This is a genomic window from Streptomyces sp. NPDC002851, from assembly GCF_053591935.1.
This window is the reverse complement of record NZ_JBSFUT010000001.1, coordinates 377,718-383,838: the sequence shown is the minus strand read 5'-3', so window position 1 is coordinate 383,838 and position 6,121 is coordinate 377,718. Positions and strand designations below refer to the sequence as shown.

Sequence of the window (6,121 nt, the reverse complement as noted above, 5' to 3'; positions counted from 1 at the left end):
GTCCTCGCCGTGGTGGGTGTCGAGGGCGCCGAGGACGTGGTCGCAGACGTCCTCGAGCGGACGCTTCTGTTCCGTTATGGCGCGGCGCAGCGCGCCCCGGGACACTCCCCTGGCCGGGTCGCTGCTCGGCACCCTCGCGGAGAGTGTCGCTCCGGTGGTAGGGGCCCGCGCCGTGATGGGGATCGGGACGGCGCTCGTGATGCCGCTCGGCCCGGCCGTGCCGCCCTCGCTGTTCCCGCCGCGTTCCCGCCGCACGAGCGCGCCCGGGCGATCTCGCTCGTCACCGCCGCCTCCACCGCCTCCGCGCTCGGCCTGCCGCTCGGGCCGATCCTCGGCGGCTGGCTGCGCCCGAGACCCGCGACCCGGCGACCCCGCGGGTCGACGCCGTCTCGACGGCGCTCACGGCCGTCGGCCTCGGCGTCCTGACGTACGGGATCATCGAGGCCCCTGCGCGCGGATGGGGTGACCCGCTGGTGGTCGGCGCGCTCGCGGCCGCCGTGCTCCTGATCGCCCCCCCTGGTCGCCGGGGAACCGGGCGCCCCCGGGCTCGCGGCCGCGCTGCTGCCCGGCGGACAGGCCCCGGACCGGGACGCCGAGCCGTCCTCGGGCTTGGCCGGGAGCACCGCAGATGCCCGACAATGACCTTCATGGCCGCACGCGACACCTCTGATCCGACGGATCCGACCGACAAGCGCCTCATGGACCTCGCCGGACTCGCCGGACTCGCCGACCTCGGCGCGGAGGAGCCCCGGCTCGGGCTGCGCGAGCGGAAGAAGCGCAAGACGCGCGAGGCGATCCGCCGGGCCACGTACCGGCTGATCGCCGAGCAGGGGTACGAGGCGACCAGCGTCGAGCAGATCGCCGAGGCCGCCGAGGTCTCGCCGAGCACGGTGTTCCGGTACTTCCCGACGAAGGAGGACATCGTCCTCACCGACGAGTACGACCCGGTGATGGTGGCCGCACTCCGCTCCCGCCCGGCCGACGAACCGCCCCTGGAATCCCTGCGGTTCGTGATGCACGCGGCGCTGCGGGCGATGCAGCAGTACGCGCCCGAGGAGATGGAGCAGCGCACCCGCCTGATGGTGGAGATCCCGGCGGTACGGGCCCGGATGACGCAAACGATGTCCGCCACGTCCGAACTCCTCGCGGGCGCCCTGGCGGAACGAACCCGCCGCGACCCCGGCGACCTCGAGGTCCGCGTCTTCACGGCGGCCCTGCTCGGCGGGTTGCGCGAGGCGACGCTCTACTGGGGCGAGCAGGGCTTCAAGGGGGACCTGGTGGAGCTGGTGGACCGTACGTTGGACATGTTCACGCGAGAGTTGACGCTGTAGGGGGCTGCTTGCCTGCGGCGCTTTCTCCCCGGCCCCGCCCCGCCCCTTCCCGTAACTGGGGGCCAAGCCCCCAGCCCCCCTTGTCCGCCCTGAACGGGCGTCGTCCTCAAGCGCCGGACGGGCTGTTCTTTGCCGCCTACGACAGCCGGGCCGCCAGCTCCTCCGGATCAACCGTCGGCGCGTCGCAGACGAACCCCCGGCACACGTACGCCGCCGGACGCCCGTCCACCAGCGGCCGGTCCGCCAGCAACGGCAGTTCATCGCCGCCGGGTTCGCCGGAGGCCACCACCGCGCCCGGGGCCGTCGCGAGCAGCGCCGTGCGGCGCAGCTCCGCCGTCGACGGGTCGTCCGCCGGCCCGACCACGGCGACCTCGCGCGGGCCGTCGAGCAGCGCCTCGGCCACCGCGAGGCCGTGCCCGATGAAGCGCGGGGCGCGCGGCCCGAGGGCCTGGACCACGCCCAACGCCCGCTCCGCCGCGGTCCGGTGGGGCTCCGCGCCAGTGTGGGCCGCATAGCCGAGCAGCGCGCCCGCCGCCGCGGACCAGCCGGACGGGGCCGCGTTGTCCGTCGGGTCCTGGGGCCGCCGGATCAGGGGCTCGGCGTCGTGGGCCGTGTCGTACAGGGCGCCGTCCTCGGCCACGAACTGGTCCAGGACGATGTCGAGCAGGAAGCCCGCGAACTCCAGCCAGACCCCCTCACCCGTCACCGACGCCAGCGTCACGAACCCCTCGGCGACATCCGCGTAGTCCTCGAGGACGCCCGCGTTCGCCCCGGCCCGGCCGTCCTTCGAGGTGCGCGAGAGCCGCGCGTCCGGGCCCATGTGCAGACGTACGAGAAGATCCGCCGCGCACAGAGCCGCGTCGATCAGGTCCGGGCGGTCGAAGTACGCGCCCGTCTCGGCCAGGGCCGCGATCGCCAGGCCGTTCCACGCCGCGACCACCTTGTCGTCCCGGCCCGGGCGCGGCCTCAGCTCGCGCGCCGCGAACAGCCGCTCCTTGATGGACGCGAGCCGCTCCGCGTCCACCGGCCCTTCGCCCTGCGGGAGTTGGAGCACCGAGGCGCCCTGCTCGAAGGTGCCCTCCTCGGTCACCCGGAAGTGCGCGGCGGCCAGTTCGGCGTCCGCCTCGCCGAGCACCTCGCGCAGCTGCGCGGGCGTCCAGACGTAGAAGACGCCTTCCCCGTGCCCGCCCTTGCCGTCATCGGAATCCGCGTCCAGGGCCGAGGCGAACCCGCCCTCGTTCGTACGGAGTTCGCGGACCATGAAGTCGGCCGTCTCCAGGGCGACCCGGCGGGCCAGGTCGCTGCCGGTGGCCCGCCACAGATGCGCGTACGCCCGGCAGAGCAGCGCGTTGTCGTACAGCATCTTCTCGAAGTGCGGGACCACCCACTGCCGGTCCACGGCATAGCGCGCGAAGCCGCCGCCCAGCTGGTCGTAGATACCGCCGCGGGCCATCCGCTCGCAGGTGTCGGCGGCCATCTGCAGCGCGCCCTCGGAGCCGGTACGGGCGTAGTGGCGGAGCAGGAACTCGATGACCATGGACGGCGGGAACTTCGGGGCGCCGCCGAAGCCGCCGTACGACGCGTCGTAGTCCCGGGTCAGACCGAGCAGCGCCTGACCGAGCTCGCTCTCGCCGGGCACGTCCGTGCCGCCGTACGCCAGGGTGCGCCCGGCCAGGTCCCGCACGATCTTCCCGGCCACCTCGGTGACCTCGTCGTGCCGGTCCCGCCAGGCGACGCTCACCCCTTCGAGGAGCTGCGGGAAGCCGGGCATGCCGTGCCGGGGCTCGGGCGGGAAGTAGGTGCCGAAGTAGAACGGCTCGGCGTCCGGCGTGAGGAAGACCGTCATCGGCCAGCCGCCCTGTCCGGTCGCCGCCTGCACCGCCTCCATGTAGACGGCGTCGACGTCGGGGCGCTCCTCGCGGTCGACCTTGATGTTCACGAAGTGCTCGTTCATGTACGCCGCCGTGGCGTCGTCCGCGAACGACTCGTGCGCCATCACATGACACCAATGACACGCGGCGTAGCCAACCGACAACAGTACGGGCACCTCGCGCCGCTTCGCCTCCTCGAAGGCCGCGTCCGACCAGGGCCACCAGTCGACGGGGTTGTCGGCGTGCTGAAGGAGGTACGGGGAGGTCTCTTGGGCCAGACGGTTCGCCATGCCCCCATCCTCGCGCACGGCCGGGGGCGATGCGTCCTACCCGCCGACTCCGCGTCGACTGACGAGACGGGACCGAGCGATCCCCGCCTGACGGAGGTTGTCATACCGCGGCGGACGCGAGCGGCCGGTGGGGATCCACCACGGGCAACTCCTGCTCCGCCCAGATCGTCTTGCCGGTAGGCGTATACCGCGTCCCCCACAACTGCGTCAGCTGAGCGACCAGGAACAGCCCCCGCCCACCCTCGTCATCACTGGCGGCCCGCCGCAGATGTGGCGAGGTGTGGCCGGTGTCGGAGACCTCGCAGATCAGGGTGCGGTCCCGGATGAGCCGGAGGTGGATCGGGCCGGACGCGTAGCGGACCGCGTTGGTGACCAGCTCACTGACGATCAACTCGGTGGTGAACGACAGCTCGGCCAAGCCCCACTCCTCCAGTTGCCCGGTGGCCAGCGCCCGCGCCCGGCCGACCATCGCGGGATCGGAGGTCAGCTCCCAGATCGCGACCTGGTGCGCGCCCAGCGTGCGGGTACGGGCAAGCAGCAGGGCGGCGTCGTCAAGGCGCCCGGGGCGGAGCGCACTGACCATCCGGTCGCACAACTCCTCCAGCGGAAGGGAGTTCTGGGCGGCGATCTGGCCAAGGCGCTCAAGGCGCAGCTCACTCTCGTCCGTGCCACCGGCATCTGTGGGGCCGATGAGACCCGTGGTGAACAGCACGATCAGACTGCCCTCGGGCAGCTCGATATCGGTCTTCTCGAAGGGCAGTCCGCCAAGGCCCAGCGGCGGACCGGGCGGAAGCTCCGGAAAAGTGGCCACCCCGCTGCCCGGAACGACCACCACGGGATGCAGCGTGCCGGCCCTGGCCAAGCTGCACTGCCGGGAGACCGGGTCGTAGACGGCGTAGACACAGGTCACGCCCAGCGCCTCGTCGCCCTGCGCCGCTGCGCCCTGGGATTCCGCTTCCTGCGGCTCCGCACCCGGCTCTCCATGGACGTCGCGCCAGTCCCGGGTGGCCTGACCGATGAGATCGTCAAGGCGGGAGAGGAGTTCGTCGGGAGAGAGGTCGAGCCGGCCAAGCGCGCGTACGGTCGTCCGCATCCGCCCCATGGTGGCGGCGGCCCGTACCCCGGACCCCACCACGTCACCGACGACCAACCCCACCCGGGTACCGGACAGCGGGATGACGTCGAACCAGTCCCCGCCCACCCCCGCCTGTGCGTCGGCGTGCAGATAGCGGTAGGCCACCTCGACCGCGGTCTGCGGCGGCACCACCCGGGGCAGCAGGCTGCGTTGGAGCGAAAGGGCCGCGTTCCGCTCGCGGTTGAACCGACGGGCGTTGTCCACGCAGACGGCGGTACGGGCGACCAGCTCATCGGCGAGGGACCGTTCACCGGCGTCGAAGGTCTCGCGGCCGCTCTCCCGCCGGAAGGTGACAAGACCCATGCCCACGTCACCCACCCGCAGCGGCACCACCAGGCACGAGCGGCCCTTCCCGGCCTCGAGCACGGGGCGGCCGGTGGCCAGACTTCGGCCCTGGGCGGAGAGCGCGGAGTAGTCCACCGTGGTGCCCTGCGCGGGCTCCGCACCCGCCGTGTCCGGGCGGCTTGCCACCCGTACCAGCGGCGGCGGGCCGGGGCCCGATCTCTCTCCCGGCGCCGCCCCCTCAAGGACCTCCTCCAGCAGATCGACAGTCACCCGGTCGGCGAACCGGGGTGCGGCCACCCCGGCGAGCTCCTCCGCCGTCTGTGTCACATCCAGACTGCGGCCGATCCGCGCCCCCGCCTCCACCAGCAGGGCGAGCCGCTGCTGCGCCAGATAGCGGTCGGTGATGTCGACCGCCTCCTCGCACACGCCCAGTACGTTCCCCTCGGTGTCCTGCAGCCGGTAGTAGGAGCAGGACCAGTAGCGCTCTTGTTCCGGATCGGCCGGCAGCGGGGAGCGGAAGTGCAGGTCCCGCACCGGCTCACCGGTGGTGAGCACCTCCCGCATGACGTCCTCCACCGAGTTGGGGCGCATCGGGGTCAGCACCTCGCCCACCGGGAACAACTCGTCCGCAAACCGTCCGACGTACTCCGAGGACGCCGTTCCCAACTCCTCATGCCCGGCCACATTGGTCCAGGCGAGCCGTAGCTCGGGGCTGTAGATGGTCAGGGTGACCGGCGACTGGGTGGCCAGCCCCCGCAGCATCGACTGATGCGTCTCCCAGGTGCGGAGCTCCTCAAGGTCCGCGGCCACAAGGAGCCATCCGGGACCGCTCGCCCCGCTGAGCGGGCACAGCATCGCCGCCATCCGCAGCATGCGCCCGTCCCGGTGCCGTACGTCGATGGCCTCGCCCCGCACACCGCTGAACCCCGGCCGACCGAACGGCCAGGGCTCCCCGTCGCCCTCACCGCGGGCCAACAGGGTGTCCGCATGGCGGCCGAGCGCCTCCTGCGGCGGATAGCCGAGCAGCTGCTCGGCCTGCGGGCTCCAGCCGACGATCACGCCTTCGGTGTCAAGGACCGCGGTGGCCGCTCGCGTGGCGTCGAGCGGACCACGGAAGCCGGCGTCGTCGGCCGTGTCCCATGTGCGCATGGCACCACCTTTGTCGCTCTTCCTCATGATCAGACCGGAGCTGCGGGTCCACAACCGCGC

3 protein-coding genes and 1 pseudogene are annotated in these 6,121 nt (G+C 72.6%); 2 read left to right on the top strand and 2 right to left on the bottom strand.

Going from position 1 to position 6,121, the window contains the following annotated elements; all coding sequences use genetic code 11:
* Positions 1–109 precede the first annotated feature (109 nt).
* Together ACWD10_RS01850 and ACWD10_RS01845 are read left to right on the top strand one after the other, a co-directional pair.
* Positions 110–512 (top strand): annotated as a pseudogene (locus ACWD10_RS01850) (MFS transporter); the annotation flags it as partial.
* Between the two features lie 186 nt (positions 513–698).
* The gene (locus ACWD10_RS01845; RefSeq protein WP_451085901.1) at positions 699–1,331 is read left to right on the top strand and encodes a TetR/AcrR family transcriptional regulator; all 633 of its coding nucleotides are present in this window, start codon (positions 699–701) and stop codon (positions 1,329–1,331) included.
* 136 nt (positions 1,332–1,467) lie between these two features.
* Here the strand turns inward: ACWD10_RS01845 and ACWD10_RS01840 are convergent, their stop codons facing one another.
* Together ACWD10_RS01840 and ACWD10_RS01835 are read right to left on the bottom strand one after the other, a co-directional pair.
* A complete protein-coding gene (locus ACWD10_RS01840) occupies positions 1,468–3,492 on the bottom strand; it encodes a thioredoxin domain-containing protein (protein WP_451085855.1) in 2,025 nt (674 codons plus the stop codon).
* 100 nt (positions 3,493–3,592) lie between these two features.
* Positions 3,593–6,061, bottom strand: coding sequence for a SpoIIE family protein phosphatase (locus ACWD10_RS01835; protein ID WP_451085853.1), 2,469 nt, complete (start codon positions 6,059–6,061; stop codon positions 3,593–3,595).
* Between the last annotated feature and the right edge of the window lie 60 nt (positions 6,062–6,121).

Coding starts and splice junctions, on each gene's coding strand:
- ACWD10_RS01840 (WP_451085855.1), bottom strand. CDS start 3,492: ATGGCGAACCGTCTGGCCCAAGAGACCTCCCCGTACCTCCTTCAGCAC.
- ACWD10_RS01835 (WP_451085853.1), bottom strand. CDS start 6,061: ATGCGCACATGGGACACGGCCGACGACGCCGGCTTCCGTGGTCCGCTC.
- ACWD10_RS01845 (WP_451085901.1), top strand. CDS start 699: ATGGACCTCGCCGGACTCGCCGGACTCGCCGACCTCGGCGCGGAGGAG.